Source organism: Microvirga arvi (genome assembly GCF_016892765.1).
GTDB classification, from domain to species: domain Bacteria; phylum Pseudomonadota; class Alphaproteobacteria; order Rhizobiales; family Beijerinckiaceae; genus Microvirga; species Microvirga arvi.
In genome coordinates, this window is sequence record NZ_JAFEMD010000017.1 from 45,598 (window position 1) to 72,190 (window position 26,593).

Here is a 26,593-nt window from a genome sequence, read left to right on the forward strand (position 1 = left end):
ACCTAATGCTTCACCCCGGCTCCGTCGCTCTCGCCGATTGGCGCCGCGTTTATTTCGGCGCGGACGTTTCGCTCGATCAGGATTGCCGCACTGCCATCGAGGCCGGCGCCAAGACCATCGAAACCATCGTCGCCAAGGGCGAACCGGTCTACGGCATCAACACCGGCTTCGGAAAGCTCGCAAGCGTGCGCATCGGCACCGCCGATCTCGCGACGCTCCAGCGCAATATCGTGCTCTCGCATGCGGCGGGCGTCGGCGAGCCGCTCCCGGCCGCCGTGGTGCGCCTCGTCATGGCGCTCAAGCTCGCGAGCCTTGCCCAAGGCGCATCCGGCGTGCGCTGGTCGACCATCGAGCATCTGACGGCCTGCCTGCAGGCGGGCCTCGTCCCGGTCATCCCCGGCCAGGGTTCGGTCGGCGCCTCGGGCGATCTCGCGCCGCTGGCTCATATGACGGCCGCCCTCATGGGCGTCGGCGAGTTCTTCGTCGACGGGGTGCGCATGAAGGCGGAGGCGGCCCTCGCCCGCGCCGGTCTCATTCCGCTGACCCTGGGGCCCAAGGAAGGCCTGGCACTTCTCAACGGCACACAGGTCTCGACGGCACTGGCGCTGGCCGGCCTGTTCGAGGCCGAGCGCGTGTTCCGCGCCGCGCTCGTCACGGGAGCGCTCGCCACCGATGCCGCGAAAGGATCGGACGGACCGTTCGACGAACGCATCCAGAAGCTGCGGCGCCACCGCGGACAGATCGAGGTGGCGGCTGCCTTACGCACCCTCATGCAGGGCAGCGCCATCCGCGCCTCGCACCTCACCAATGACGACCGCGTGCAGGACCCTTACTGCCTGCGCTGCCAGCCGCAGGTGATGGGCGCCGTGCTCGACCTGCTGCGTCAGGCGGGCGAGACGCTTGGCACGGAAGCGAACGGCGTCTCCGACAATCCCCTCGTCTTCGCGGAAACGGGCGAGGTCATCTCCGGCGGCAACTTCCATGCGGAACCCGTGGCCTTCGCCGCCGACATGATCGCCATGGCCCTGTGCGAGATCGGCTCGCTGGCCGAGCGCCGCGTCGCCATGCTGGTCGACCCTGCGCTTTCAGGGTTGCCGGCCTTCCTCACGCCGAAGCCGGGTCTCAATTCAGGCTTCATGATCCCGCAGGTGACGGCCGCGGCGCTCGTCTCCGAGAACAAGCAGCGCGCTTATCCGGCGAGCGTCGACTCGATCCCGACCTCCGCCAACCAGGAAGACCACGTCTCCATGGCGACCCATGGCGCGCGGCGGCTGCTGCCGATGGCGGCGAACACGGCCAACGTTATCGGCATCGAGTACCTCGCCGCCGTCCAGGGCTGCGACTTCCACGCACCGATGACATCGAGCGAGCGCCTGGAACGCGCCCGTGCCCTGCTGCGCGCGAAGGTCCCGCATCTCGACGACGACCGGCATATGGCGCCCGAGATGGAGCTGGCGACCGCCCTCGTCGCGTCCGGTGCATTGGCTGACGCGGTCGGAGGCGATGTACTGCCGCTCGTGACGGATGAGGCATAGGCATGAGCGGCGTACATCCGGACTGGCTCACAATCATTCGTGGCGACGCACCGCTCGTGGTGAGCCTGCCGCATACGGGGACGGAGATCCCGGCCGCGTACGAACGCGGCCTCGTCTCGCCCTGGCTCGCGCGCAAGGATGCCGACTGGTGGATTGAGCAGCTCTACGATTTCGCAGGCGATCTCGGCGCGACCGTGATCCGCACCGCGATCTCGCGCACGGTGATCGACGTGAACCGCGATCCGTCTGGTGTCTCTCTGTATCCGGGACAGGCGACGACGGAGCTTTGCCCCACCACCACCTTCGACGGCGAGCCGCTCTACGAGCCGGAGGCCGAGCCCACGACGGAAGAGATCGCTGAACGCCGCACCCGCTTCTTCGATCCCTATCACGCAACGCTCCGTGCCGAGATCGAGCGGCTGCGGAGCAAGCACGCCAAGGTGGTGGTCTATGACTGCCACTCGATCCGCTCAGTCATTCCGCGCCTGTTCGACGGCACCCTGCCCCACTTCAACATCGGCACCAATGGCGGCACCACCTGCTCTCGCTCCTTGAGTGATGCCATCGAGGAGATTTGCGTGAGCAGCGGCTTCAGCCATGTGGTCAACGGCCGTTTCAAGGGCGGCTACATCACGCGCAGCCTCGGCAAGCCGGATGCAGGCGTCCATGCCGTCCAGATGGAACTCGCCTGCCGCGGCTACATGCGCGAGCCGCTCGGTCCCGTCTCGGAAGGCGAGTGGCCGACGCCGTATGACGGGGTCTATGCCGCGCCCATGCGTTCGGCGCTGACCCTCATCTTCCAGACCTGTCTCACCTTCGCCCGTTCCAAAGCCTGAGGATCCGTCCATGACCCGCATCGACAACGCCCGCGTGATCCGCGCTCCCCACGGCACCGAATTGTCGGCCAAGAGCTGGCTGACGGAGGCGCCCCTGCGCATGCTGATGAACAACCTCGACCCGAATGTCGCCGAGAAGCCGGGTGAGCTCGTCGTCTACGGCGGCATCGGCCGCGCCGCGCGCGACTGGGACAGCTTCGACCGCATCGTCGCTGCCCTGAAGAATCTCAACGACGACGAGACGCTGCTCGTGCAGTCGGGCAAGCCCGTCGGCGTCTTCCGCACCCATGCGGATGCGCCGCGCGTGCTGATCGCCAATTCCAACCTCGTGCCGCATTGGGCCAATTGGGACAAGTTCCATGAGCTCGACCGCAAGGGGCTCATGATGTACGGCCAGATGACGGCCGGCTCCTGGATCTATATCGGCACGCAGGGCATCGTGCAGGGCACCTACGAGACCTTCGTGGAGGTCGGCCGCCAGCACTACAACGGCGATCTCTCCGGCCGCTGGATCCTCACCGGCGGCCTCGGCGGCATGGGCGGCGCGCAACCGCTCGCCGCTACCATGGCCGGCGCCTCGTGCCTCGCGGTCGAGTGCCAGCCGAGCCGCATCGAGATGCGCCTGCGCACGGGCTATGTGGACCAGCGCGCCGATACGCTGGATGAGGCGCTCGCTATCATCGAGCAATCCTGTCGCGACAAGAAACCGGTCTCCGTCGGCCTCCTCGGCAATGCGGCAGAAATCTTCCCCGAAATCTACCGCCGCGGCATACGTCCCGATGCGGTGACGGACCAGACCTCCGCGCACGATCCGATCAACGGCTACCTGCCGAAGGGCTGGACGCTCGCTGAATGGGAAGCCAAGCGCGAGAGCGATCCCAAGGCCGTCGAGCACGCCGCCAAGCAATCCATGGCCGAGCACGTGCGCGCCATGCTGGATTTCTACAAGGCGGGCGTGCCGACCCTCGACTACGGCAACAACATCCGCCAGATGGCGAAGGAGGAAGGCGTCGACAACGCCTTCGACTTCCCCGGCTTCGTGCCGGCCTATATCCGCCCGCTTTTCTGCCGCGGCATCGGCCCGTTCCGCTGGGCCGCGCTCTCGGGCGATCCGGAAGACATCTACAGGACCGACGCCAAGGTGAAGGAGCTGCTGCCGGACAACAAGCACCTGCACAACTGGCTCGACATGGCGAAGGAACGCATCAAGTTCCAGGGCCTGCCCGCGCGCATCTGCTGGGTCGGTCTCGGCGACCGTCACCGCCTCGGCCTCGCCTTCAACGAGATGGTCGCCAGGGGCGAGCTGAAGGCGCCCATCGTGATCGGCCGCGACCATCTCGATTCCGGTTCGGTGGCGAGCCCGAACCGCGAGACGGAGGCCATGAAGGATGGCTCCGACGCGGTCTCCGACTGGCCGCTCCTGAACGCGCTGCTCAACTGTGCGTCGGGCGCCACCTGGGTCTCTCTGCATCACGGCGGCGGCGTCGGCATGGGCTTCTCGCAGCATTCGGGCATGGTGATCGTCTGCGACGGCACGCCGGAAGCGGCCAAGCGCGTCGAGCGCGTGCTCTGGAACGACCCGGCGACCGGCGTCATGCGCCACGCGGATGCGGGCTACGACATCGCCATCGACTGCGCCCGCGAGCATGGCCTCAACCTGCCGAGCCTGCGCTGATGAAGGCGCGGGTCATCCGCAGTGAGGATCTCGTTCGCGCTCCCTGGAAGAACGGCGGCGGCACCACCGCGGAGGTCGCGGCCTTCCCGGAAGGATCGGGCTTCGATTCATTCGGATGGCGCATCAGCATGGCGGATGTCGCCTCCGACGGGCCGTTTTCGCTCTTTCCGGGCATCGACCGCACGCTGATCGTGGTCGAGGGCGGCGGCATCGAGCTCGACGTAGAGGGCATCGCCTATCCGCTCGACACGGCCAATCCCAAACTCTCCTTTTCCGGCGATGACATCACCGCCGGGCGGCTCCTCTCAGGCCCAATCCGTGATCTGAACGTCATGACCCGGCGCGGGCAGTTCCGGCACTGGACGCGTTTCGTGGAATCCGGCGTGGCTCTGCTGGCGGAGGAGACTCGCGCCGCCTTCATCGTCCCCTTCGACGGCTCTTTCGATGTGACGCTCGGCTCGGCGATCCATTCCCTCCAGGTGCTCGATACGCTGATGCTGGAGGCAAGCCAGGATCTGATCCTCCTCTCGGGAACCGGCCGGGCGATCCTCGTCGAGATCGCGCCGGACCAACCTGAAAGCCTGGCTCATGAATCTCCAACCTCATCCTGAGGAGGTCACGGAGTGACCGCCTCGAAGGAGGCTTCAGAGAGCGCTGGAGGCGCCCTCGCCCTTCGAGACGCTACGCTCCTCAGGAGAGGGCTCAGGTAAGGCATCGCTTATGGCGAGACTTTTACGAGTGCACTTTAGGCGGACGATGCCCAGAATGACGGCAGACGAAAATGTCTATACATTTGACATTGCCGCTGCGTCATGGTGCCATTCGCGCGCTCGCCGAGAACGTCCGGTAAAAACTTTCCAGAGGGTGCGGTCGGCACAACGAGCCAGGGAATTTGGATAAAACGGAGGCTGCAATGAAGGCGGTATTGGGTGGTTTGGCCGTGTTGGCGCTGGCGGTTGGGTCCGCTTCGGCGCAGGAGACGAAGGTGGCCGTCGGCATCTCGGGCTGGACGGGCTTCGCGCCCCTGACGCTCGCGAAGGAAGCCGGCATTTTCAAGAAGAACGGCCTCGACGTGACGATCAAGAAGGTGCCGCAGGCGAGCCGCCACCTTGCCATCCAGTCCGGCGACATCCAATGCGCCGCCACGACGGTGGAGACCTGGATCGTGTGGAACGCCAACGGCGTGCCCACCAAGCAGATCTTCCAGCTCGACAAGAGCTACGGCGCCGATGGCATGGTGGTGAAGAACGACATCGCCTCGATCAAGGACATCAAGGGCAAGCAGGTCGCCGCCTCCGCGCCCGGCACGTCGCCCTATTTCGCCCTCTCCTGGATGCTGAAGAAGAACGGCCTGTCGGTGAAGGACGTGACCGTCGTCAACATGGAGCCCGGGCCGGCCGCCCAGGCCTTCATCGCCGGCCAGAACGACGCGGCCATGACCTATGAGCCCTATCTCTCCTCCGTGCGCGCCGCGCCCCAGTCCGGCAAGATCATCGCCACGACCCTCGATTACCCGATGGTGATGGACACCTTCGGCTGCACGCCGAAATTTCTCGCTGACAACCCGAAGGCTGCGAAAGCTTTTGCCGACAGCTATTTCGAAGCCCTCGACATGATCGCCAAGGATCAGGCCAAAGCCTACGAGATCATGGGCGCGGACGTGAAGCAGACGGGCGAAGCGTTCGGCAAGTCGGCGCAGTTCCTGCGCTGGCAGGATCGCGAAGCGAACAAGAAGTTCTTCGCGGGCGAGTTCAAGACCTTCTCGGCCGAGGCCGCCGACCTGCTGCTCGAGACCGGCATCATCAAGCAGAAGCCGGACATGGAAGCCCTGGCCGATACCAGCTTCATCCAGTAGCGCATTCCCCCATCCGGCAGTGGCCCGACTCCTGCGGGCCGCTGTCTGCTCCTTTCCTCACCCGCTGTCCTGAACAAGCCCGGATCGCAGAACAGATCTTTCATGCCTCGTCCTCTCGAACCCGTCAGCCAGGGCACGCGCGTCACGCTCGGCATCTCCTTCTTCGTCCTCTTCGTGGCGGCCTGGGCCTTCGCGACGCTCGGCGGCTTCGTCTCGCGCACCTTCCTCGCCGATCCCATCACCATGCTGCAGGACGGCTGGCTGCTGCTCACGCGCTTCGGCTTCCTGAGCGATATCGGAGTGACGGTCTGGCGTGTCGTCGGCGGCTTCATCATCGCAGCCATGGTCGCCGTGCCGCTCGGCATCATGATGGGCGCCTACAAATCCTTCGAGGCCTTCCTCGAGCCCTTCGTGTCCTTCGCGCGCTACCTGCCGGCCTCAGCCTTCGTGCCGCTGCTCATTCTCTGGGCCGGCATCGGCGAGATGCAGAAGCTCCTCGTCATCTTCATCGGCTCGGTCTTCCAGATCATCCTCATGGTGGCGGTGGCCGTCGGCAATACGCGCCGCGATCTCGTCGAGGCCGCCTATACGCTGGGCTCGAGCGATCAGGGCGTGGTGAAGCGCGTGCTCATTCCGGCCAATGCGCCGGAGATCGCGGAGATCCTGCGCCTCGTGCTGGGCTGGGCCTGGACCTATGTGATCGTCGCGGAGCTCATCGGCTCCTCCTCCGGCATCGGGCACATGATCATCGACAGTCAGGCACTGCTCGCTACGGGCCAGATGATCTTCGGCATCATCGTCATCGGCATCATCGGTCTCATTTCCGATTTCCTGTTCAAGGCCGTCAACCGCAAGCTCTTCCCATGGAGGCTCGCATGAGCAGCACGATCCTCCAGATCGACAACGTGTCACGCGTGTTTCCGGGCGTGCGCGGCGGCGCGCCCGTGCGGGCGCTCGAGCCCACGAACCTGCAGGTGGGGAAGAACGACTTCATCACCATCCTCGGTCCGTCCGGCTGCGGAAAGTCCACGCTCCTGCGCATCGTCGCAGGGCTTGATCGCCCGACCGATGGGCGCGTGCTGCTGAACGGGCGCGAGATCAGAGGCCCCGGCGCAGACCGGGGCATGGTGTTCCAGTCCTACACCCTGTTCCCGTGGCTCACGATCGCCGAGAACATCGCCTACGGCCTGCGCGAGAAGGGCATGCCGAAAGAGCAGCGCCGGGACATCGTCGCCTCCTACACGGAAAAGGTGGGCCTGCGCGGCTTCGAGAACCATTATCCCAAGCAGCTCTCCGGCGGCATGCAGCAGCGCACGGCGATTGCCCGCGCGCTCGCCAACGATCCGGAGATCCTGCTCCTCGACGAGCCCTTCGGCGCGCTGGACAACCAGACCCGCGGGTTGATGCAGGAGCTGCTGCTCGGCATCTGGGAGCGCGAGCGCAAGACCGTGCTCTTCGTCACTCACGACATCGAGGAGGCGATCTTCCTCGCCTCCCGCGTCGTCGTCATGTCGGCCCGCCCCGGCCGCATCAAGGCCGACATCCCCGTCGAGCTGCCGCATCCGCGGCACTACACGATGAAGACGACGCCGGAATTCTCCAGCCTGAAGGCGCAGCTGACAGAGGAGATCCGTGTCGAGGCCATGCAGGCGGAAGGCGTTCACTGACGTTCTTTGCCAGCGCAACGCGCATCGGAGATATCTCTTCCGGATGAATTGACCCGGCGCCCATCTTCAGGAGACGCTTCATGTCTCTGAGGGAAGGCACGATGCTCAAGCGCCTGCTAGCCGGATCCATCTTCATCACCAGCATGTCTCCCGCCCTGGCCGACATCGTGATCGATCAGGCGATGATCACCGGCGGGGAATTGCGGGTCATCGGCCGGTTGAGCAAACCGCGCCAGGCGCCGATCACTCTCGACGAGCGGTTCGAAACGAGAGCCGAGGCGAATGGACGTTTTGCCTTCCGCGTCGTCTATCATCCCGCCTCATGCATCGTGAACATTCAGGTGGAGGACGAGCAGCGACAGGCGGTGGTTGGCTTCTGCGGGCAAAAAGGCCCTGCCGCCTCGGCCGAGACGACGAATGCCGCAACCCTCGCTCCAGCTCAGCCGGGACCGGCTGGACCTGTTGGACCCCAAGGTGAGCCGGGACGTGACGGAACTCCGGGCTCCCAAGGTCCCGCAGGGCCTGCTGGCCCACAAGGACCGCAAGGTGTCGCCGGCCCTCCTGGACCTCAGGGCGAACCTGGCCGTGACGGTGCTCCTGGACCAGCCGGCCCCGTCGGACCGCAGGGTCCTGCAAGTCCTCCAGGCGGCCCGGATACGCGCGTGGCATCCGAAGGCCAGCCCGGACCCATCGGCCCCGCTGGCCCACAAGGACCTGAGGGACCGCTCGGCCCGGCGGGTCCCCAAGGGCCGCAAGGTCTTGCCGGGCATCAGGGTCCTCAAGGGCCCCAAGGTGTTCCAGGGCCGCGGGGAGAGCCCGGCCCTGCCGGTCCCGGAGGACCTCCCGGACCCGTTGGAGCCATAGGTCCCGTGGGACCGGCAGGATCTGCCGGCTCACCCGGGCCACAGGGTGTCGCCGGTGAGATCGGGCCCATCGGACCTCCCGGCCCTATAGGTCCCATCGGCCCGGCCGGTCTGACGGGCCCTGCCGGCCCACCCGGCTCGAATGGTCCGGAAGGAAAGATGGGTCCGGAGGGCAAGCCAGGCTTGGCAGGAACGATTCTGCGGGTCTTCGTGCAGGAATGCGCCTCTCAGGCGCGCTGCACGGCCCGCTGCGACCAGGATGAGTATCCCATCAATGGCACCTGCAATCGGGGCGACCGCTTCGATATGGACGAGGTTGGTGTGTACTGCTTCTCCACGACCGAGAGCCCGAAGGGCATGATCGCTCGGGCGATCTGCGCGAAGAAGTAAGCGGGCCGGAGATCAGAAAAGCGTCTCGGAACCGGCACCGAACCGGTTCCACATCGCGTCAACGCGCAGCGTGTCGCGCTCTCCGGGCCTGACCAATCGGCTCATCGTACGGATGAGGAGCGAAGGAGCTGCTGAGCGGGTGCGGGCTCCAGGCTTCTCCTGAACCGGCCTCTCCTGAAGAGGTCACCGCCTTCAGCACGCCGGACCAGCGCAGCCTGCAATGGGCTGCAGCCTTCGAGTCCTTGAAGCCGATGAAGCCGAAAGAACCAAGCAGATGGTAGAAGTCCCATGGGGCACCCTGCTGGTTCAGCCAGCTGGAGACCTCCGGCTTGAGACCCTTCCGTCCCTCATCCCAGACATCCCATTCATCGATTCTGAGAACGAAGGGCCAGCGCTTGGCATAGGCATCGATGCCATAGCAGGCCGACGAGGCCATTTCCTCGTCCCGCCACGTCTTCGCAATGATGTGCTTCAACGATTCCAATTCCGACATCGTCCGCATCCGCTTTGCCATTGCCCATACGGGCTAGAACCGCACCCTCTTCTGGGCACGGGCGCTGGAATGAAGTACCTCCTTTGAGGTAAACGAAAAACCAATATTTTCGTTTCAGCCGTGTGGTAAGCTGGCGCATGAACATAAAAAGCATCCGGCTGCCGAAGGGAATGACGGCTCCTCAGACGTCTGCTCGGCGACCGGGAGGCTAGGCAGTTTCGCAAGGACAGCATGCCATCTTGGCGGCAAAAGCCTGATCGCGCGCAAGGAGGACGATACCGTGGATGGTCTCTTACCGAGGCTGAGAGTCGCCTGGCGGCAACTGCCGATCATCATCGCCAGCGGGCTTCTTATCGGCGTTATTTTCGGAGAGGCAATCAAGGCTTTCACACCTGAACGGACGACCCTGGTGGCTAGGGCGAAGTCCCGCCCTTGAAGCTATGATCAGTCAGGTGCCACGATCCCACTCGTCGCGCTGCTGCACATTGTCTGCGGCAAGGGCTAAGCTGTTTGTGTCGCGACGAGTGGGCCCAACAGCGTCTCGCGCACGGCCCTCCAGCTTTCTGCACTGGGAGCGCAAATAATGCCCCCGTCGTGGAGGGCAGGCCGATAAGGCGATCCATCGAAGCGTGCAGAGTAGCCGCCGGCCTCCCGATGGAGCAGCCACCCTGCCGCATGATCCCAGGGCATCAGCTTCGAGTAGGCCAGGAAGTGACAATGCCCGCCGGCTGCCATCCGATACTCGTGCGCCGCGCAGCGATAACATGCAACGGCCCCGAAGCCCGCCAGGTTCGCCGCCAAGGTGGACCGCATGGGCTCCGGCATATGATGCCAGGATGCGCATCCCGACATGTCCTGGATGGCAACCGAAGCCGCAACCCGGAGGTCAACGCGTCTGCCATCGGGATGCTCGATCCAGGCCCCCTCCCCCCGGACGGCCATGGCGGTCTCGTTGCCAATCGGGTCGAGGATCCAGCTGGCAACGACCTCTCCTCGGATTAGAGCTGCCACCATCACCCCGAACAGAGGCAGTCCCGAAGCAAAATTCCTGGTGCCATCCACCGGATCGATCAGGAAGGCCAGGTCAGCGTCCGCGAGCCGGTTTAACAGCGACGGGTCACGCTCCGTGGCCTCCTCACCGATCAGGACCGCTTGCGGAAAGATCTGACCTAGCCCCTTGGCGATCATCCGCTCTGCAGCCTCGTCGGCGTCCGTCACAAGGTCCATGGCCGACGATTTCTGCCGAACCTCGTGGGCCGACAGGTTCCGGAAGCGGGGCATGATCTCAACCCTCGCGGCTTCGCGGAGAAGCTGATCCACAGTTCCGGCATCATGGGTCGAGAACAGCATATGGGACTGCCTTCAAACATTCCGAGGAGCGAAAGCCCCCGCCGCGACAACCGGGACGGAGGTTGTCGCGTCCCCGTATCGAACACCGACGTCGGGTCAGGCGATGCCCATCAGTCGGACGAGAGGGCTCATCAGGCCGGACGTGCAGCCGAGCACGATGTTGCCGTCCCGCAATCCCGACTGGGCGAGAAAGTCGTTCACCCAGCCGCCCGCCTCCTCGATCAACAGCATTCCGGCCAGGGCATCCCATGAGTTCATGTGCAACTCGCAATAACCGTCGATCCGGCCTGCCGCCACATAGGCCAGAGCCAGGGCACCCGACCCGCCGCGGCGGACGCCGGCCCCATCCGCCAGGATCCGGCCAACGAGATCGACATAGAGGCTGAGCGGAAGCCGGGTCGACCAGCCGGCCTCGATGGTCGCGGACTGCATGTCGCCCAGCCCGCTGACCCGGATCGGCTCGCCATTCAGGGTCGCGCCCCTGCCGCGCTCCGCCGCGAACAGTTCATCCTGCATTGGATCATAAATGATCCCGATCTGAGTTTGGCCGTCACGGACATAGGCGATGGAGATGCAGAACTGTGAGATCCCGCGCACGAAGTTCGCCGTGCCATCAATCGGATCCACCACCCAGACGTTATTGTCGAACGACCCGCCACCCTCTTCGCCGAAGAAGGCGTCGTCCGGAAAGCTCTCCAGCAATCGGCCGCGCACCAGACCTTCAACCTCGGCATCGACAGCCGAGAGGTAGTCCTGATGTCCCTTGAGGTTGATGCCTGTCGCGCCGGGGCGTCCATTGAACCGGCGGCGGGCCAGGGCCCCCGCCTCGCGAGCCACCGCGCATGCAACGGACAGTCTCAGGTCGGATTTCTCCAGTGGGGACGAGGCGGGATCCGCGACCCGCGCGGTGCTGAAGGCTGGCATGATGGGATATCCTGCTTACTGGCTGGAGGAAACGAACTGCGGCGCCGGATGCTTCTCACGCTCGATGTGCTGAATCCACGCGGCGGCATGGCGCGCAGCCTCGATCAGCATCGGCTTCGGCGTTTCTTCCCATTCGTTGGGATGAAGCTCACGAGTGACGCGCAAATGATCGATTGCAGCCTCAAGCGTCGGGAAACGGTCGGTCATCTGGATGTGGATGTACAAGGCCGCCAAGATGACGGATCGGCTGCGTCCGCCCCGGCAATGAAGCAGCACGTTGCCGCGGCGGCGGTGAGGATACGTGTGGCGGTCGGGCAGCTTCTGATGCAGGGCGCCGTCGAGCAGATAATAGCCGGCCAGCAGCATCGTGTCCGGATTGCCCGCATCGTCGATGAGGCCGAGCTTGTAGTTCCGAACCGGGCCATGCGGCGCAGCGATCTCCGAGGCTCCGACCCCGGCCGTGTAATCGATGTCCAGATTAACGGCGCAGTTCACCACAATGGCGATGTCGTTTCCCTCGAGCAACGCCTTGTCCGACGCGGCATTGGCATCGCCGACGAAGAGCTTCACCCCGAATGGCGGAAGGTCCTCGATGATGAGGCTCATGGGAGGACGTGGGTAGTTGAACTGGGTCACCATCAAAACTTGTATCCTGAACTTCACGGTTGTTGTTGCGGAACACGCACTCGTGGCGCGGCCCGCATGATCATGGGTTCTGCCTTGGTCGGCCTCCGGCCAGGAGCCGCCTTCAGGCTGCGTGGGAGGCTCCGAGGGCAGCTTGCGCCAACGGGATCCGGCTGCCGCTGCCTTTGTCGAAGAAGGTGAGCTGGTCGGCGGGAAACTCGATCCAGATGTTTTTCCGCGGCAGAGAGGTCTCGAAGCGCGGGATGAGAGCTGTGACCCGGTGCCCTTTGACGGAGAGCGAGATGATCGTCTGCGATCCGGTCGGCTGGACGATGTCGACCTCGGCGGGCAGGCTGAAAGGGCCCTGCCGCTCGACAAGCGAGATGTTCTCCGGGCGAATTGCCAACGTCACCGGCCCGTCGGCTCCCTGCAGGCACGAGGGCACAGGAATGTCTGTATCCTCGAAGCGTACGACCCGCTCACCTCCCGACGTGCTTAGAATTCCGTCGAGGAGATTGATCCTGGGATCGCCGATGAACTCGGCGACGAAGAGATTGGCAGGATTGTGATAGATCTCGTAGGGCGAGCCCTGCTGCTGAATGATACCATCCTTCATCACCACGATGATGTCCGACATGGTCAGCGCCTCGACCTGATCATGCGTGACATAGACCGTGGTCGCCTGCAGTTCGCGATGCAGGCGCTTCAGCTCCGTGCGCATCTCAGTCCTGAGCTTCGCGTCTAGATTGGACAAAGGCTCGTCCATCAGCAGGATCGAGTTGCGCGCCGCGATCAGACGGGCCACGGCCACCCGCTGCTGCTGCCCGCCCGACAACTCGGACGGATAGCGGTCCGCAAGCCCGGTCAGCTGGACCTTCGCGAGCGCCTCGGTCAGGCGCTCCTTGACCACATGCACCGGCTGCTTCGCCTCCGAGAGCGCCAGGGTGATGTTCCTGTCGACCTTCATGTTGGGCCACAGGGCGTAGCTCTGAAAGATAAAGCCGAGGCCGCGCCGCTCGGGCGGGACGAAGACGCCGGTCCGGCTGGAGTAGACCGTCTTGCCGCCGAGCACGACCTCGCCCGTCGTCGCATTCTCAAGGCCGGCGATGACGCGCAAGGTCGTGGTCTTGCCGCAGCCCGACGGCCCGAGCAGGGTGACGAAGCTGCCCTTCGGGATGTCGAGGTCGAGGCTTGGGAGGGCCAGATGGCTTCCGTACGACTTCGTGATGTTTCTGAGGGTGATTTCAGACATGGGCACTCTCTCGTTCGGAAGCCTCTTGGCTCGGGTTACTGGCTCGTCTCGACCATCCAGAAATCGCTGATCTTCGCGACATTGTCCTTCACGAAGGCGGGCGAGGCGGTAAGCTTCTTGGCTTTCGGCCACATCTCGCTATGGGGCGGAGCCGGAATGTCGGTCCGCGGCGAGAACGTTCCGATCTGATAGAAGGCAGCCATGCCCTGCAAAAGTTCCAGCGACTTTCCGGACCGGAACGGAGGCTTGAGCTCTGAGTTCAAGTTCAGGTCTTTGCTGCCCATCAGGAAGGCCACGAAGAGCTTCGCCGCATTGGCATGGGGTGCGTGTCCGGCAACGGTTACGTATGTCGGATAGGAAAACAGCGCCGCCGGCTGCAGATCGAACGGGATCGCGTTTGCATAATTGTCGGTTTGGTTCTTGGTCAGGTAGTGGATGACCGAAAACGCCATCGGTGGCTTGGTCTGGCCGCGAAGGCCGACCGCCGTTGCGATCTTCGAGCTGTTGTCGGAGATGACGATGTCATTTTTGATGAGACGATGCAGGAACTCATAGCCAGCATTCTCGACCCCGGACGAAAGTTCGAGCTTCTTGCCGTAATGCTGCTCGTAGGCCTTCCGCATCTCGTCTGAATGCTCCACGATGGCAGCCAGCATCATCAGCGTGGTGAGCGATCCGGCCGGCGACTTCATGGAGAAGCGGCCCTTCCATTGCGGCTCCGTCAGCTCCCAGATGCTCTTGATCGGCGGTTGCGGATAAGTCTCCGAGTTGTAGAGCACACCATAGGCTTCGATCACATGGGTCAGCAGCGGCTCGCGGTGCTCGGCGGGGATCCTGTCCGCCAGATAGGACGGCACGTAATTGACGATGCGGTGGTTGGGGAGCAGGTCGAACACCATCTGCTCGGTGCCGCCCGAGTAGACCACGTCGGCCGCATAGACGCCAGCCTGGTGCTCCCGGACGACCTTCTCGATGGTCTTCTCGGAGCCGAGATCGTAGGCCTTGACCTTGATCTCGGGATAGATTTTCGCGAAGTCCTCGGCCACCTTCAGCATCGTGCCGGACGAGGAATAGACGACGACCTCGCCCTCCTTCTTCGCGTTGGCGACCACCTCGTCCCAGTTCTCGTTCTTCTGGTAGGGGCCGAGCTGGCTTTTCTGCAGCCAGGCGTCCCACTTGGGGTCGGATTGCTGCGCCAGGGCCGGCGCCGCCAGGGCAAGGGCCAGGGTTCCGGCTGCGAGCCATGCTTTAGCACTGCGGAATGTCGGTCTCATGGTGGGCTTCCTCCTGCGTTTCTTTCGGTGTCGATCCGGATGGAGCGGTCAGGCCGCTCCGACCCTCGCCTTGGTTGACAAGGCACGGACGACCAGGTTGACCGCAATCACAAGAGCGACGAGCAGCACGGTCGCAACGCCGACAAGTTGAGGCATGTCCTGGTTCTGGTAGTTGTAGATGACGCCCGCGAGCACGTTGGTCGACGGCGTGACGAGCAGGATGATCAGCGACAGCTCCCGCATGATGCTGATGAAGCTGAGGAGCATGCCTGACAGGAGGCCGCCGGCGACGATGGGTACGATAATCCGCATCATGCGGCGAAACCAGCCGATGCCCTGGACGCGAGCCGCCTCCTCCAGTGACTTGTCGATCTGAAGAAGCGCCGCGATGCCAGTACGGGAGGTGAAGGGCAGCGTCTTGACCGAGCAGATCAGAACGAGCAACGCGAAGGTGCCATAGAGCGCTGGGATCGGCCCGAACGGACGGGCGAACATGCCGATATAGATTGCGCCGAAGGCCAGAGCCGGAAAAATGTATGGCATGAAGGCCACGAGCTCCAAGGCCCGTGATGTGAGCGAACCGCGGGTCCTGACGACGACGTAGCCGATGAGGAAGCCGAAGATGCCGGTCGTCATGGCTGTGAGGAACGCCAGCTTGAGGCTGTTCCAGGTCGCGTCGATGATGTTGGTATTGTCGACGAGAGCTGCCTGCAGCTGATCAACACCTTCGCCTCCGCCGCCGATCCAATAGTGCAGGGTCAGGTTGCTGAGGCTGTAGTTGCCGGCCGTCTTGATCAGCGACTGCAGGACCAGCAGGACGAGCGGGAAGGCAACGGCTGCCGTCATAAGCAGCATGACAAGGATGAAGAGTGGCCAGCGCCAGCGTCCGAGATCAAGCTCCTTGCTGCGGAATCCCTTGCCGGAGAGGGTCACGAAGCTCTTGCGGACACCGATGAGCCGCTGATTGATGAAGATGAACAGGCAGGCGAGGACCACAAGCACCAGAGCGAGCAGGAAGCCGTCGCCTGCATTCCGCGTTCCCATAGCGGCATAGATCTGGGTCGGCAGCACGAAATAGCGCACTGGCATGCCAAGCACGGCGGGCGTACCGAACGATCCGACCACGCGGATGAAGGTCATCACAACCGCGGAGCCGATGGCGGGCAGCAGAAGCGGCGCGGTGATCCACAAGAACTGCTTGAGGCGCGAGAGACCCGCCATCGCCCCTGCTTCCTCAAGCTGGCTGTCGACGCTTGTGATCGAGCTCGACACCGAGAGATAGGAATAGACGTAGTAGTGCAGCGACAGGCAGATGATGATCGGAACGGGGCCATAGGCGATCCAGTCCGGCGGCTGCACGCCGAAGAAGTACGCGAACGCGCCTGACGCTCCACCGATGCGATCGTTCTTGAAGAACGTGATCCAGGCAAGCGCCATCACCCAGGACGGAAGCATATAGGGGATCATCACCAGCGTATGCAGGAAATTCCGAAACGGGATGTTCGTGCGCACGATCAGCCAGGCGAGGCCAGCGCCGAAGGCAAGGCAGATGGCAGTGGCGGCAAAGGCGGTGACGAGCGAGTTGAAGAAGGGCTTGTAGAAGATCGCCCATGAGAGACGACCGGCGAAGACGCGCTCATAATGGAAGAGCGTGAACTCTCCTGGCTGGGCCTTGGGCAGGTAGGCACGATCATAGGGCTGGACGGTGAGCGTCTCCCGGATCAGCTCAAACAGCGGCACGAGGACCAGCGCTCCTAGCAATGCAGCGAGCAGGATGCCGAGGAGGCGTTCGGGCTGGGTAAAGAAGTGCTGCAGGCGGCCCATGACGGCGCGTACGGACGATATGTTCGATGAGTTGTGTGCTGGCGCCGCCGAACTCGTCATTCCGTCATGTCCTTCCCGGAGCCTTGCGCCGGTTCAAAAGCGTTTCCCATTAGCGGCTGACGTTTTAGGCGCTCTCGTCCGGCTTGGCCGGAGGGCGGTCAGCTCGCGCTCTTATCCTCCGACCTGCTGCGGCATGGTCAGGCCGCCTGAGGATCCGAGAAGCAAAGCCACATAAGCTTTGCACACGTGTGCAAAGCTTGCAAGGGGCATTCTGGATAAGAAGTTGGGCCTTCGGATCAGATGGCGGGACGGACGGTCGCCCGCTCGACGAGTTCGACCGGAAGGACCTCATGCACGAGGGCCGTGCCCTTCCCGTGCATCTCCCGCTCGATGGCCGCCAGCACAGACCCGGTCAAATCGTTCATCGACTGCCTGACCGTCGTCAGGCGGTACGAAGCCCAGGCCGATTGCGGGATGTCGTCGAAGCCGACGACCGAGAGGTCGTCGGGAATGTGCCGTCCCGTCACGCGCGCGCCGTCGAGAAAGCCGAGCCCCAAAAGATCGGTGACGCAGAACACGCCATCCAGGTCATGGGAGGTGAGCAAGCCTTTGGCAGCCTCTACGCCGGTTTCATAGGTGGTCTCGCCCGAGGCCCAGATGACGGGTTCTAACCCGGCTTCCTCGATGCAGTCCGCGAAGGCGACGCGTCGCCGGATCTGGGTGGGCGTGCGGGCGCCGCTGCCGACGACGCCGATGCGCCGGCATCCGGCCCGGAGGAGCCGCTCTGCCGCGATGCGGGCTCCGCCAAGATCGTCGCTGATGATTGTATCCGCTTCGGCGTCATCGGCCTGCCGATTGACCAGGATCACCCGCACCCCGTTGGCCACGCACTCGTCGATGATGGACGAGGGCGGCGACCCGGACATCACCACGATGGCCCGCACGCGGAACTCCAGGATTGATTCGATCAGGGGGGTGATTCCTTGCTCCGCCTCGGCGGCGTTCAGGAGCAGGCACTGCATGCCGCGCCTGAGAAGCGCGCGGCTCAATTCGTCGAGTTGGCGCGCCATGAAAGGCAAGGAGAGGTTAGCGCCAACGACGCCGACCAAATTGGACTGGTCGCTGATCAGGCTTCGGGCGAGACGATTCACCCGATATCCCAGGGTCTTGGCGGCCTCCTGAACCCGATGTCTTACATCGGCTGAGACGCTGGCGCCTGGCGTGAACGTGCGCGATACGGCTGAGCGGGAGACACCCGCAAGCCGGGCGACCTCTTCGGCGGTCACGAAGTTGCGTGTTGCACGTTTCAGATGGTCTTCCCGGTCTGAAGACGCCTCCATAGGCACTTGCTCCGCGTCCATGATGCTCTGCGTGAGTTCGATGGGCCATGTGCGGGGAAAGACGGATTTGCCTCGAACCTGAACGGAAAGTCTATGCACACGTGTTCAGCTTAGGCAAGCCTGTCGGAAACGGCAAACCAGCCCTAAGCTTGCGAGTGCGAGATCTCCGTTCTGGGCCACACCTTCACTTTCCGGCCTATGAATATCGGCCAAGTTCAGGGTCGGCGATCCTCCACATGAGCCTGTGCCGCGCATAACCTTGCCCGAAATGGCACCAAGTTTAGGATCAATCACCACGGATCAGCGCAGTGGATCACGAGGTTCCACTCACCCCGCAAGATCCAGCTCCGGGGCAGGCAGCAAGGCCCCCTTGTTGTTCCACATCGCGCCGTGACAAATGCCGCCGGGCGTCGCCTGCGCGGGCTTGCGCCAGGGTGTCGCGTTTATCCAGAGGAGTGCGGCACCATCTCCCCTCCATCGTCACATCGCGGAGACCCAAGATGGCAGTTCGCATTCCCCAGAGCTTGTCGATCGGCTTTCAGCCGGAGGCGCAGCGCCAATAGGCGGCAGGCCTCGGGTGTATTTCCGTCACATCGCTTGTGTTCGAGCAGCCGCTAAACCGGCTATCCGGCCCAATGCAACGGCTGAAAGAAGCCCGTTGCCAGACAGATAGCCCTCTGCCTTGGAGCCTGAGACCCCGCAGGCCGCTCCGCCGACAGCAAAGAGGTTGGGCAGCACATTCCCGTCGTCTCGCACGACGCGAGCATCGTCGTCGACCACAAGTCCCCCTTGCGTATGGAAAAGCGCTCCGGTGACCCTCACGGCGCAATACGGGACGCGCAGAGGCAGCGATCCGGCGAAGTTGCGCCCGAAGCGGTCTGTCGCGCCGGTGTGCTTTAGCGTGTCGACCTCCTGCAGGGTTGCCTTGAGAGCGTTCACGGGAACCCCCATCTGCCGCGCGAGATCCTCAACGGTTTCCGCCGCCAGAATGGCACCGAGCGCTTCTGCCTGACGGAAATCCTCGAACTGTCGCGCAATGCCAGCGATGCGCGTATCGAAGATCGTCCAGACGATTCCCTCCGGTTGCCGCAGCACGACCGCCGCCTGCTCGGAATAGCCGTGGCTTTCATCCGAGAAGCGCTCGCCGCGCAGGTTCACTTGGAACCCACCCTCGGTGATGGTCGCCCAGGTGATGAGAATGCCGTGCGGATGCGCGACCGACCCATGACCCTGGTGTCCCGACAGGTGCCTTGTGGCGCCCCCCAGCGCTTGCCCCCAGAGCAGAGCATCGCCCTGGTTGCCCTCGTGGCCGAAATAAAGGGCGGTTCCGAGTTCGGGGATGTGGCGTTGGACAAGTTCCTTATTGCCGCCATAGCCGTTACAGGCGAGGACCAGCGTCCCGCACCCGATGAGTTCCTTCGTGCCATCGGGGCGCTCGACCGCTACACCAGCGATCCTGCCGTCAGACTCGGCGAACAGTGATATGACATGGGCATTACAGAGAATGTCGACGCCCGCATGGGCCGCTGCCTCGCGAAGGCGGTCGACCAGCTCCCCGCCGGAGCGGCTCGGCAGGCCATGCATGCGGCAGACGGAATGTCCGGGATAGCGAAAGTCCTCGATCAGTGAGAATGGCAGGCCGTGGCGATCCGCAAGCCATTCGATCGTTGGGCCGACAGCTTCCGTCACCCTCTTCACGAGCGACGGCTCCGGCTCACCCTTGGCCTTGGCAGCGATATCTCTGCCGAACAATTCCGGGCTGTCGACGATACCGGCCGCCGCCTGCCACCGGGTGCTGGGAGCGGGGATCAATCCGGCCGAGAGGGCCGTCGAGCCGCGGGGCACGTCATCGCGCTCGAGAACCAAGACATCCTGTCCGACCTCACGCGCGGATAAGGCTGCAACGAGGCCAGCCGCCCCTGCGCCGATGATGACGACTGGAACCTTCACGTCGAAGGCAATGTCCTCCGCCGAAAGAATGCTCATGCGGCTTCGATCTCTCTCATGATCTCGGTAATGGACGCGACGCGACAGACTGGCCGCAGCGCGTCTATGGCTGTCGCATGCACGGTGGGCGAGAAGGCTGCGCAGCCGTCTTCGAGGACGGTGGTGTCGAAGTCACGCACATGCGCATCCCTTACGGTCGATGCTACGCCACCATTGGTGACGATGCCACAGACGAGAAGACGCTCGATCCTGCACTTACGCAGCACCCATTCGAGACGCGTCATGTAGAAGGCCGAATAGGTGATCTTCTCAACGCTCAGATCGGTTGGCTGCAACATGTCCACGAGTTGATGCCCCCAAGCACCAGGCTGGAAGTCACCCTTTTTGAGGAAAGGCCGAAGCTGCTTGAGATGGGGGGAGATCAGCGGTTCGCCTCCTTTTACGGGAACTAGAGTGAACTGCGTTGAGACGACGTAGCCGCCATGGGCGCGCAGCAGATCGGCAAGCGGCTTCAATCTTTCCGGTAGAGCGGCAATCGCAGACGCACTCTGCCCCGCTCGGCCATAGGCGCCCTCCGGGTGGAGAAAGTCGTTCTGGAGATCGACAATGAGGAGCGCCGTGCGCCCCACCGGAATTGCAGTTTCGTTCATGCGGCGCGCTCCACGATGACATTGCCGAAATCATCGACCCGCGCGATGAGATCCGGGTCGATGACGGTGGTCGCATCAGGTTGCTCGAGAATGGCCGGTCCATGCACAACCGCTCCGATCGGCAGATCCAGCCTCGCGTAAATCGCGGTGTCATGCCAACCGCCGTCGAACCAGACCGAGCGACTGCCGAGCCTTGCCTTCTCGATGCTTGCGGAAGCCTCCGGCGCGAGGGCCGCGAGGTCGAAATGAGGCCTGCGTCCCACGGCGGCCGTGCGCAGGTTGACGATCTTTGCCGGCACGCCGGGCAACAGGCGGCTGAACGACGACTGATAAGCCCGTTCGAAGGCCTCCCTGACGATGGACGGATTTACGCCGGTGGATCCGTTCTGCAGCGAGACAGGGAGTGGGACGCCCACCGTGTGGGTCTGGCCCACATAATGCATGTCCAGTTCGAACAGGATATCGATCCGCTCGACGGAAAGACCAGCCTCCTCCACCACAGCGCGGGACGCTTCAGCCTCCTCGACCATGCGGCGATCGAGAGCCGCAGCGTCGAGTTGGTCGAGGAGCAGGTTCACGGTCTGCACCTGATCGTGGCGGATGTCTGCAATGACGCAGCCGAGGGCGGAGGTCACGCCCGGATAGCGCGGCACGAGCGCAGCCTTCAGGCCCACGTCCTTGATCAGCGCTCCGACATGCAGAGCTCCACCGCCGCCGAACGGCACGGCGGCGAAGCGGCCAGGATCATGCCCGCGCTCGATCGAGACGAGGCGGATGGCGCCGGCCATCTTGCCGTTTGCAACCCGCACAATGGCTTCCGCCGCCTGCATGGGATCAAGGCCGAGCGGTTCACCCACATGCGTTGCGATGGCGGCCTTTGCCGCCTCGATGTCCAGACGCGCAAGCTTGCCGCCGATGGGACGCTCCGCATTGATACGCCCCAGCACGACATTGGCATCGGTGAGCGTCGGACGCGTATTGCCCTGCCCGTATGCCACCGGCCCCGGACGCGAGCCAGCGCTCTCAGGCCCGACCTGGAGCATCCCGCCCGCATCCACATGGGCGATCGAGCCGCCGCCCGCGCCAATCGTCGTGATCTCGATCATCGGGGTTCGGATGACGAGGCCGAAATCGATGGTGGTCTGGGCTGCGAGCGCCGTCTCACCATTGACCACGATCGACACGTCGAAGGAGGTTCCGCCGAGATCGCCTGTGATCACATCCGGAAAGCCGGCAGCTTTCGCAATGGCAGCGGCGGCGATGACGCCTGCAGCGGGGCCGGACAGAGCCGTTCGCACCGGCAGGCGCCGCGCGGTGGCCGTCGACATGACGCCGCCGTTCGACTGAACGATGTGAAACCGGCCCGAGAAATTCTCGTGGGTCAAAGCCTGATTCAGCTTGCCGAGGTAGCTGCCGACCACCGGCTGGAGATAGGCATTGAGCACCGTCGTCGAGGTGCGCTCGAATTCACGGATCTCGGGCAGGATCTGGGCCGAGCACTCGATGTTCTCGTTCGGCCAGACCTCTCGAGCCGCCGCGAGAGCCTTGAGTTCGTTTGCGGGATTGGCATAGGCGTTGATAAATACGATGGCGAGGGCCTCAGCACCGCCCGACAGCAGCGTTCGGGCAATCTTCCTGACCTCTTCCGGATCGATCTCTTCACGGATGGTCCCGTCCGCCATGGTGCGTTCGCCGACTTCGAGGCGCAGGTCGCGGTCGACAACCGGTACGAAGTCGCCCCAGAGTCCCCAGGTGTGCCGGCGATCGCGACGGCGCATCTCGAGCACGTCACGGAACCCGCGTGTCGTGATGAGGCCGATACGCGCGCCTTTGCGCTCGAGCAAGGCATTGGTGCCTACCGTCGTGCCATGCACGATCGAGCCGAGTTGCGCGAGCGGCCCGAAAGTCTTCAGGCCTTCGAGAAACCCGATCGCTTCGTCGCCGCGGTTCGACGGGACTTTAGCAGTCCGGAACCGGGCCGCACCCTCGTCGTAATAGAACAGATCCGTGAAGGTCCCGCCCACATCCACGCCGACGATCTTACCCACCACGGCGTTCATGCGGCCGCTCCTTTTCTCAGAGCGGCGGTCGCGCTCTCGTCCACCTCACCATTGTCCTTGACGACAACGCCGTAGTCGCGGGCCGCCTTCTCGGCGTTGACATAGCCCAGCCGCACGTCACGGCCCACGCGCTGCGGATCTCGCGCCTTGGGATCGCCCCAGCCGCCACCGCCGGGCGACTCCAGGCGGACGCGCTGTCCGGCGCGAATCTTCACATTCGCGACCTTCGACGCCATCGGCGGTGAACGCTCGCCGTCATCCGTCTGCCAGAAAAATTGGTTCAGAGACGCGGGCAGGCCGCCCGTCACACCAAAGGGCGCGAACCTGCCGCGCTCACCGAGGAGGAACACATCCGCATCTGTCAATGACTCGATCTCATAGATCGCGCCGACGCCGCCGCGATGGGTTCCGGCTCCGGCAGAATCCGGCCGCAGAGCCCATCGGGTGAACATGACCGGATAGGCGGCCTCCAGGATCTCCGCCGGCGGAATCGTAGCCGTTGAGATCGGATTGTTGGCATGATTCAGCCCGTCGCTCTCCGGATTGCCGCCGAGGCCTCCACCGAAAAAGGAGAACATCACCCAGCGCGAGCCGTCCGGGCGATGCCCCGCCAGCGACAGAGCGTTGATCGTGCCGAACGGGCCGGCCGTGGCGCGGCTCGGATCAGCCTCGGCGAGCGCGCCAAAGACCACACCGATGACGCGCAGAATCGTCTCCGTATACCCGCCGACCGGCTTCGGCGCCTTGACCCCGAGAAGCGTCGTGCCCGGGATCACGAAGGTGATCGGCCGCAGGCAGCCGGCATTGGCCGGCACGTCGGTGAAGACGTGTTTGAGCGCTACGTAACAACAGGCGACCGCGGTAGAATAGGCGATGTTGAGCGGTCCGGCGCAAGGCGCAGACGAACGCGAGAAATCCAGCGTCATGGCGTCATCGGCGACTGTCAGGTCCAACGCAATGATGAGCCGCTCGTCGGTGATGCCGTCGTTGTCGAGGTAGTCCTCGAACGAGTAGGTGCCGTCCGGCAGCGCGCCGATGGCCGTGCGCATCATCGCCTCGGCACGATCCGAGAAGGCGTCGAAGGCGACCGCGACCGTCGTGTCGCCATACTCGTCGAGAAGCTCTGTCAAGCGCCGCTCGCCGAGATCGAGTGCATTGAGCTGGCCGTTGAGGTCGCCATAGTTCGATACCGGCACGCGGGCGTTGGCCGAAAGGATCGCCACGATGTCATCGTTCATAACCCCCGCCCGAATGAGCTTGACGGGCGGGAAGCGAACACCTTCCTGGAAGCTTTCAGTCGCCTGCGCGTTGAACCCGCCCGGCACGTTGCCGCCGATGTCGAGCCAGTGGCCGACGGAGGCGAGCCAGCAATAGAGCCTGCCGTCCCGGAAGATGGGGCGCACGAGGCGAAAATCGTTCAAGTGCGTGCCGCCGTCATAAGGATCGTTGAACAGGAAGGTGTCGCCTGGCTCCAAGCCCCCTTCCCGTTCGACCTTATCGATCACGGCCTTCACCGCGAAGGCCATGGCGCCAACGAAGATCGGCAGCCCGTTTGTGCCCTGCACGAGGGTCGCGCCGGTGACGGGGTGATAAAGCCCGTGACAGGCGTCGCGGGCCTCCGCGATGATCGGGTTGAATGCGGAGCGGTAGAGGGTCGCGTCCATCTCGTCCGCGATCTGCTCGAGGCGCCCTTTCAGGACGGCCAGTGTGACGGGATCGATGGCGCTCATCCGGCGGCCTCCTGGTCAAAGGACTCGTAGCGCTCGCCGAGCGCCAGCATCTCCGGGGTGCCGATCAAGTAGTTCAGCGCCGTGAAGTCGTACATGCGGTCGCGGAAGGGTTCGTTGGTGCCGTGGGCGTGCAGCGACCGGTAATAGTCCTGCGCGGTGCGGGCCAACGCACGGACGATGCCACCGGGAAAGATGACAAGCCGGAAGCCTATATTTCCCAGGTCCTGTGCTGATGACAGAGGCGTCTCTCCACCCTCGACCATGTTGGCAAGGAGTGGTCGCAGCGATCCCAGGGCGGCGGTCACCGCCGCAAGCTGCTCGCGGGTCTTAGGCGCCTCCACGAACAGCACGTCTGCTCCGGCCGCGGCGTAGAGCCGCGCCCGCTCGACCGCTGGCTCAAAACCTTCCACGGCGACTGCATCGGTGCGCGCGATGATGATTGTGTCCTCCGACGTCCTTGCATCCACCGCGGCCTTGATCTTGCCAGCCATCTCGGATGCCGGGATGATCGACTTGTCCTGCAGGTGGCCGCAGCGCTTCGGGAAGCTCTGGTCTTCGAGCTGGATGGCGGTAGCGCCCGCACGCTCGAAGACCCGGACCGTGCGCTGGACGTTGAGGGCGTTACCATAGCCGTTGTCCGCATCCACCACGAGCGCCGTCGGCACCCGGTCGCGCACAAGCGCGATGGTGTCGGCTACCTCGCTCATGGAGACAAGGCCGATATCGGGCCGCCCAAGGCGCGTATAGGCGATCGCTGCACCGGACAGGTAGAGCGCCTCGAAGCCGGCCTCCGTTGCAAGCGATGCAGTCAGTGGGTCGTAGACGCCGGGCGCAACAACGACCTGGTTCAGCAGCAATCGTTCTCTAAAACTCATTGTAACCAACCATGTTGGGGAGAGCGGGCGAGAAGACCCGTCAGGCCGCGGATGTCGGAGGCGCCGTCTATGGCGTCGACCTCAGCAATGACGTGCTCCACATGCGAGCCGCCCCAGACGGGCTCGGTCAGCTCCCGGAACTTGGAGCGCACGTCATCGGGCGAATAGGGATCTTCGGTGTCGCCCTTGTTGGTGAGCACCTCGGCCGACAATTGCCGGCCATCGGTGAAGCGCACCCGAACCCGGGCCGGACGGAGACCCGGAAGCATGGCTGTCAGCGTAGCATCCTCGCGCACCGAGACGCGGCGCGCGAGATCGCGGACGATGGCATTCGCCTGGGCTTCCTCGCGGAACGCTGGAACGCTGGCAGCGCCATTGACGATATAGGTGGCGAGCGCGAACGGCAGCGAGAATTTCGCGGCGAGCATATTTTTGGGCTCGGCCGAGTCGAGCTGCGCCGCCCAAACATAGGTGTCGACCTCGATCGACTCGACAGCCGCCGGGCTGATCGAGCCCCCCGCCTGACGCACAATCTCGCCGAGGGCGTCTAGGGCGCCGTGAGTGTAGCGGCAGGCTGCATGACGCTTGAAGTAGTTGCGGGCGATTTCCCAGCGCTCGCCGAGCTCTAGCACCATCTCGTCCGGCCGAAACTGATCGGCGATCACGGTGCCATAGACGGTGCCGACGCCATCCGTCTCTCCGATGAAGCCGGAGACTTGCATATCCCAAGCCATGAGACCGAGCTGGTTCGAGAAACCTGCATAGGTGTTGCGCACGGTCCCGCCTTCCAGCATCGTGCGCCGGCTTGTCGAGAGGCCGAAGCTCGAGGCCAGATTAATGGTCTCGATGATCTGATCCGGTGTGGCTCTCTCGAGCCTCGCAGCCGTCAGCGCAGCGCCAATGGTGCCCCAGGTGCCGTGCGGATGCATGGTAACCCGCAGTTTCGACGCAATGCCGACACGTGACCCGATTTCGTAGCCGAGCGCGATGGCAACGATAAGGTCTGCCCCCGAGACGGAGAGGCGTTCGCCTGCTGCCAGAGCTGCCGGAACGACGTGGATGCCGGGATGGCCGCGCGCATACTGATTGCCCTCGTCGAGCTCCAGCATCGTGCCTGCGGTGCCGTTGAGCAGGCTCGCAAGCAGCGCACTCATGCGGCGGCCGGCCCCGATTACCGGAACCTGACCGTCACCCGCCTCGCGCCGCCCAAGTCGCGCGACAAGGTTGCGCATTTCAGGTTCCTGCATTCCAGCCGCAATGGCACCGATGCAGTCGAGAAGCACGAGTTTCGTGCGATCGACCACAGGTGCTGGCAGATCAGCAAACCGTGCGTCGGCCGCGAACCTGCCCCATTGCTGGAGCCATCGAGGTTGTCCGTCCTGCAAAAGGACGGATGCGGGAATGACGTTCTGCGTGACGATCGTCATGA

General features: G+C 64.0%; 22 protein-coding genes. 8 read left to right on the top strand and 14 right to left on the bottom strand.

All coding sequences use genetic code 11. From position 1 onward, the window contains the following. Positions 1-5 precede the first annotated feature (5 nt). From hutH to ILT44_RS31625, 8 genes are all read left to right on the top strand, one after another. Positions 6-1,535, top strand: coding sequence for a histidine ammonia-lyase (hutH, locus tag ILT44_RS12610; RefSeq protein ID WP_239468181.1), 1,530 nt, complete (start codon positions 6-8; stop codon positions 1,533-1,535). Between the two features lie 2 nt (positions 1,536-1,537). Beyond that, the gene (gene hutG / locus ILT44_RS12615; RefSeq protein ID WP_204239939.1) at positions 1,538-2,371 is read left to right on the top strand and encodes an N-formylglutamate deformylase; all 834 of its coding nucleotides are present in this window, start codon (positions 1,538-1,540) and stop codon (positions 2,369-2,371) included. Positions 2,372-2,381: 10 nt separating this feature from the next. Next, positions 2,382-4,046: a urocanate hydratase gene (gene hutU, locus ILT44_RS12620; RefSeq protein ID WP_204239940.1), complete on the top strand. Its 1,665-nt coding sequence runs from the start codon at positions 2,382-2,384 to the stop codon at positions 4,044-4,046. Then, positions 4,046-4,657 carry a HutD/Ves family protein gene (locus ILT44_RS12625; protein ID WP_204239941.1) on the top strand — a complete coding sequence of 204 codons (612 nt, stop codon included), beginning with the start codon at positions 4,046-4,048 and terminating at the stop codon, positions 4,655-4,657. Before hutU ends, ILT44_RS12625 begins: the two co-directional genes overlap by 1 nt. A gap of 302 nt (positions 4,658-4,959) precedes the next feature. After that, positions 4,960-5,901, top strand: coding sequence for an ABC transporter substrate-binding protein (locus ILT44_RS12630; RefSeq protein WP_204239942.1), 942 nt, complete (start codon positions 4,960-4,962; stop codon positions 5,899-5,901). A gap of 102 nt (positions 5,902-6,003) precedes the next feature. Beyond that, the gene (locus tag ILT44_RS12635) at positions 6,004-6,780 is read left to right on the top strand and encodes an ABC transporter permease (protein WP_204239943.1); all 777 of its coding nucleotides are present in this window, start codon (positions 6,004-6,006) and stop codon (positions 6,778-6,780) included. Then, complete coding sequence (locus tag ILT44_RS12640) at positions 6,777-7,568, top strand: ABC transporter ATP-binding protein (protein WP_204239944.1); 792 nt, start codon at positions 6,777-6,779, stop codon at positions 7,566-7,568. Before ILT44_RS12635 ends, ILT44_RS12640 begins: the two co-directional genes overlap by 4 nt. Before the next feature lie 80 nt (positions 7,569-7,648). Then, complete coding sequence (locus tag ILT44_RS31625) at positions 7,649-8,821, top strand: collagen-like domain-containing protein (RefSeq protein WP_204239945.1); 1,173 nt, start codon at positions 7,649-7,651, stop codon at positions 8,819-8,821. A 58-nt stretch (positions 8,822-8,879) separates the two neighbouring features. On the opposite strand, the gene ILT44_RS12650 is transcribed toward ILT44_RS31625, so the two are convergent. From ILT44_RS12650 to ILT44_RS12715, 14 genes are all read right to left on the bottom strand, one after another. Beyond that, positions 8,880-9,314 (bottom strand): hypothetical protein, encoded by a 435-nt coding sequence (locus ILT44_RS12650; protein ID WP_204239946.1) that lies wholly within the window; start codon positions 9,312-9,314, stop codon positions 8,880-8,882. Between the two features lie 501 nt (positions 9,315-9,815). Continuing rightward, the gene (locus ILT44_RS12655) at positions 9,816-10,664 is read right to left on the bottom strand and encodes an inositol monophosphatase family protein (RefSeq protein WP_255549721.1); all 849 of its coding nucleotides are present in this window, start codon (positions 10,662-10,664) and stop codon (positions 9,816-9,818) included. 96 nt (positions 10,665-10,760) lie between these two features. Beyond that, the gene (locus ILT44_RS12660) at positions 10,761-11,588 is read right to left on the bottom strand and encodes an inositol monophosphatase family protein (RefSeq protein ID WP_204239948.1); all 828 of its coding nucleotides are present in this window, start codon (positions 11,586-11,588) and stop codon (positions 10,761-10,763) included. A 15-nt stretch (positions 11,589-11,603) separates the two neighbouring features. Then, positions 11,604-12,227, bottom strand: a complete 624-nt coding sequence (locus ILT44_RS12665; RefSeq protein ID WP_204239949.1) for a protein-tyrosine phosphatase family protein — start codon at positions 12,225-12,227, stop codon at positions 11,604-11,606. 109 nt (positions 12,228-12,336) lie between these two features. Continuing rightward, positions 12,337-13,464 (bottom strand): ABC transporter ATP-binding protein, encoded by a 1,128-nt coding sequence (locus ILT44_RS12670; RefSeq protein WP_204239950.1) that lies wholly within the window; start codon positions 13,462-13,464, stop codon positions 12,337-12,339. A 35-nt stretch (positions 13,465-13,499) separates the two neighbouring features. Beyond that, positions 13,500-14,738, bottom strand: coding sequence for an ABC transporter substrate-binding protein (locus ILT44_RS12675; protein ID WP_204239951.1), 1,239 nt, complete (start codon positions 14,736-14,738; stop codon positions 13,500-13,502). A gap of 48 nt (positions 14,739-14,786) precedes the next feature. Next, positions 14,787-16,622, bottom strand: a complete 1,836-nt coding sequence (locus ILT44_RS12680) for an ABC transporter permease (RefSeq protein WP_204239952.1) — start codon at positions 16,620-16,622, stop codon at positions 14,787-14,789. 236 nt (positions 16,623-16,858) lie between these two features. Further along, positions 16,859-17,902, bottom strand: coding sequence for a LacI family DNA-binding transcriptional regulator (locus ILT44_RS12685; RefSeq protein ID WP_239468182.1), 1,044 nt, complete (start codon positions 17,900-17,902; stop codon positions 16,859-16,861). A 588-nt stretch (positions 17,903-18,490) separates the two neighbouring features. Next, on the bottom strand, positions 18,491-19,888 hold the full coding sequence (locus tag ILT44_RS12690; protein WP_204239954.1) for an FAD-dependent oxidoreductase: 1,398 nt from the start codon (positions 19,886-19,888) through the stop codon (positions 18,491-18,493). Next, positions 19,885-20,499: a cysteine hydrolase family protein gene (locus ILT44_RS12695; RefSeq protein ID WP_204239955.1), complete on the bottom strand. Its 615-nt coding sequence runs from the start codon at positions 20,497-20,499 to the stop codon at positions 19,885-19,887. Before ILT44_RS12695 ends, ILT44_RS12690 begins: the two co-directional genes overlap by 4 nt. Beyond that, positions 20,496-22,559 carry a hydantoinase/oxoprolinase family protein gene (locus ILT44_RS12700; protein WP_204239956.1) on the bottom strand — a complete coding sequence of 688 codons (2,064 nt, stop codon included), beginning with the start codon at positions 22,557-22,559 and terminating at the stop codon, positions 20,496-20,498. Before ILT44_RS12700 ends, ILT44_RS12695 begins: the two co-directional genes overlap by 4 nt. After that, a complete protein-coding gene (locus ILT44_RS12705; protein ID WP_204239957.1) occupies positions 22,556-24,289 on the bottom strand; it encodes a hydantoinase B/oxoprolinase family protein in 1,734 nt (577 codons plus the stop codon). Before ILT44_RS12705 ends, ILT44_RS12700 begins: the two co-directional genes overlap by 4 nt. Next, positions 24,286-25,164: an isocitrate lyase/PEP mutase family protein gene (locus ILT44_RS12710; protein ID WP_204239958.1), complete on the bottom strand. Its 879-nt coding sequence runs from the start codon at positions 25,162-25,164 to the stop codon at positions 24,286-24,288. The genes ILT44_RS12705 and ILT44_RS12710 overlap by 4 nt, the downstream gene beginning before the upstream one ends. Further along, positions 25,161-26,591 carry an MmgE/PrpD family protein gene (locus ILT44_RS12715; protein WP_204239959.1) on the bottom strand — a complete coding sequence of 477 codons (1,431 nt, stop codon included), beginning with the start codon at positions 26,589-26,591 and terminating at the stop codon, positions 25,161-25,163. Before ILT44_RS12715 ends, ILT44_RS12710 begins: the two co-directional genes overlap by 4 nt. Positions 26,592-26,593 lie beyond the last annotated feature (2 nt).

Coding starts and splice junctions, on each gene's coding strand:
- ILT44_RS12635 (WP_204239943.1), top strand. CDS start 6,004: ATGCCTCGTCCTCTCGAACCCGTCAGCCAGGGCACGCGCGTCACGCTC.
- ILT44_RS12655 (WP_255549721.1), bottom strand. CDS start 10,664: ATGCTGTTCTCGACCCATGATGCCGGAACTGTGGATCAGCTTCTCCGC.
- ILT44_RS12640 (WP_204239944.1), top strand. CDS start 6,777: ATGAGCAGCACGATCCTCCAGATCGACAACGTGTCACGCGTGTTTCCG.
- ILT44_RS12675 (WP_204239951.1), bottom strand. CDS start 14,738: ATGAGACCGACATTCCGCAGTGCTAAAGCATGGCTCGCAGCCGGAACC.
- ILT44_RS12700 (WP_204239956.1), bottom strand. CDS start 22,559: ATGAACGCCGTGGTGGGTAAGATCGTCGGCGTGGATGTGGGCGGGACC.
- hutH (WP_239468181.1), top strand. CDS start 6: ATGCTTCACCCCGGCTCCGTCGCTCTCGCCGATTGGCGCCGCGTTTAT.
- ILT44_RS12685 (WP_239468182.1), bottom strand. CDS start 17,902: ATGGAGGCGTCTTCAGACCGGGAAGACCATCTGAAACGTGCAACACGC.
- ILT44_RS12630 (WP_204239942.1), top strand. CDS start 4,960: ATGAAGGCGGTATTGGGTGGTTTGGCCGTGTTGGCGCTGGCGGTTGGG.
- ILT44_RS12625 (WP_204239941.1), top strand. CDS start 4,046: ATGAAGGCGCGGGTCATCCGCAGTGAGGATCTCGTTCGCGCTCCCTGG.
- ILT44_RS12710 (WP_204239958.1), bottom strand. CDS start 25,164: ATGAGTTTTAGAGAACGATTGCTGCTGAACCAGGTCGTTGTTGCGCCC.
- ILT44_RS12705 (WP_204239957.1), bottom strand. CDS start 24,289: ATGAGCGCCATCGATCCCGTCACACTGGCCGTCCTGAAAGGGCGCCTC.
- hutU (WP_204239940.1), top strand. CDS start 2,382: ATGACCCGCATCGACAACGCCCGCGTGATCCGCGCTCCCCACGGCACC.
- ILT44_RS12660 (WP_204239948.1), bottom strand. CDS start 11,588: ATGCCAGCCTTCAGCACCGCGCGGGTCGCGGATCCCGCCTCGTCCCCA.
- ILT44_RS12670 (WP_204239950.1), bottom strand. CDS start 13,464: ATGTCTGAAATCACCCTCAGAAACATCACGAAGTCGTACGGAAGCCAT.
- ILT44_RS12690 (WP_204239954.1), bottom strand. CDS start 19,888: ATGAGCATTCTTTCGGCGGAGGACATTGCCTTCGACGTGAAGGTTCCA.
- hutG (WP_204239939.1), top strand. CDS start 1,538: ATGAGCGGCGTACATCCGGACTGGCTCACAATCATTCGTGGCGACGCA.
- ILT44_RS12650 (WP_204239946.1), bottom strand. CDS start 9,314: ATGTCGGAATTGGAATCGTTGAAGCACATCATTGCGAAGACGTGGCGG.
- ILT44_RS31625 (WP_204239945.1), top strand. CDS start 7,649: ATGTCTCTGAGGGAAGGCACGATGCTCAAGCGCCTGCTAGCCGGATCC.
- ILT44_RS12695 (WP_204239955.1), bottom strand. CDS start 20,499: ATGAACGAAACTGCAATTCCGGTGGGGCGCACGGCGCTCCTCATTGTC.
- ILT44_RS12680 (WP_204239952.1), bottom strand. CDS start 16,622: ATGACGAGTTCGGCGGCGCCAGCACACAACTCATCGAACATATCGTCC.
- ILT44_RS12715 (WP_204239959.1), bottom strand. CDS start 26,591: ATGACGATCGTCACGCAGAACGTCATTCCCGCATCCGTCCTTTTGCAG.
- ILT44_RS12665 (WP_204239949.1), bottom strand. CDS start 12,227: ATGGTGACCCAGTTCAACTACCCACGTCCTCCCATGAGCCTCATCATC.